Annotated in this window: 1 protein-coding gene; it reads left to right on the top strand. The window is 39.9% G+C overall.

All coding sequences use genetic code 11. From position 1 onward, the window contains the following. The first annotated feature begins 180 nt into the window (after positions 1-180). Entirely contained in the window at positions 181-1,551 is a 1,371-nt protein-coding gene (locus H3U97_RS11350; RefSeq protein ID WP_198199009.1) for a hypothetical protein, read from the top strand. Positions 1,552-1,715 lie beyond the last annotated feature (164 nt).

Below are 1,715 nucleotides of genomic sequence, written 5' to 3'. Positions count from 1 at the left end.
TGGATTGACAAGGATATCTGATATGGATTATAATTTTCAACACACAACACACAACACACAACCTGCCCAACCTATAATTTCACCTCTCTAAAGTTAAGCGCACATCGTTTATTATTTAACCGCAGTTTATTATTTCAGCAATTTCCAAAATTTCTTAGTTTAGCCTTTTTATCTCGGCCGATGGTTTTGGTATTAACTGTGATTGTTTTACAGTCTATCTCTTTTTCTAACTATGCATTAACCACTAAAACGACCAATATTATTTATGGCTCAGCCCCTTATTTAACCTTTGATGGAGGTCGTACCCGGGTAACCAATACCGAAGCACTACTCGGGATAACCCTTTCAGATGGAAGAACATTTACTCCGACAACCAATAATTCGAGTTCAACTAATCCTATCGTTTTACCTGCTATTGGTCAGAGTTCTGCGGATATTGGTATGTTAGTACCAAGGAATACTGATTCTATTGCATTAAGTTCACTTATTGGCGCACCGTATAATTATTGGGGTGATGATGATGGCGATGGTCAGGGAGTTAATGGTATCACCGCTACCGGTAGTTTAAAATTATCTATTGTTAATAGATGGAATCAACCTGTTGCCCGTAATGAAGTGCTTGATATTTGTAAAGCGCCATATAGGTTAACCTTATCTAATGATGGAGGTAGATTAACAACACGTTATGGTGTGCCTAATGAAAGTCGTTTTAGTGCAAGTAATGTCACTTATTATATTAATCCTAATCCTAATATATCATCGCCAGTGATTTGTTTTGCAAGACCTGCCGGAGTAGGAGGAAATTCTAGGGGTACGATTCATCCTGCTTCCACTTGGGAAACTGGTAAAGGTTTTCTAACACAGTCAGTTACGCCGTCGTCTTATGGTTCAAACTTCCCGACTACTGGTGCTAATAATTTGTATTTTGATTTAGATATTGTTGGTAATAATCAGGTCTTATCTTGGGCTCCGGTTTCTCATGGTCGTATTACGGCGACGATGACTAATTCAACAAAGACCAGCGTTCGAGTCACCTTAACTGGTCCTGTTGCAAATGGACCATCGTACTGGGAATCAGATGATCCAGCTACATCGACTCCATCTTTATATCAGGTATTTGAGTTAGTCGGTCGTGATAGCAGTGGTAATGCGGTGGTCAAATATGGATTTAAGTTACAGAAGTGGTTTATTAATCGTGGTTATTATAAAAGTAGCTATAGAAATATGACATCTTGGTGTCCTAGTTACTACCGTGTTCCAAAGGTCAAGGATTTAACTAATGCGTCTTGGTTTGTATCAGGTTCACAAATGGGGGCAACGCCTTCGGCACATGGTAATTATGACGTGCTTTACATTGGTGGAGGATTTTTCTCGGAATGGGGGAATATGTACGAATACACTGGTGCCAACATCCAAAGGGGGGACTATTGGACGACTGATATTGATTCTGATGGGTATAATACTCTCCTTTCGGTTCATTCGCGCAATGGTGATGTTAGTAGGAGTCTTCGGGATAGAGACACGCAATACGGACTCTGTGTCTATCCTTAGCTATTATTTCTTAGTTCTTAGGTATTAAAGCTGAGGATAAGAAAAATAACGTTAGAGCGATAAAAACGATTTTGTAGTGCGACATTGGCAATGTGCTGACAACTGAGTGAGGTTAGCATGGCAAACAGGGATGTTTGCCAAGGCGGTGCTTTGTCAGGAACAAA

Source organism: Gilliamella sp. W8128, assembly GCF_016100545.1.
GTDB lineage: Bacteria > Pseudomonadota > Gammaproteobacteria > Enterobacterales > Orbaceae > Gilliamella > Gilliamella apis.
Note: the sequence above shows the minus strand (reverse complement) of the source record. Positions and strands in the feature narration are given on the sequence as shown.

Excerpts from the sequence above, each read along its gene's own strand:
- H3U97_RS11350 (WP_198199009.1), top strand. The coding sequence starts at position 181 with ATGGTTTTGGTATTAACTGTGATTGTTTTACAGTCTATCTCTTTTTCT.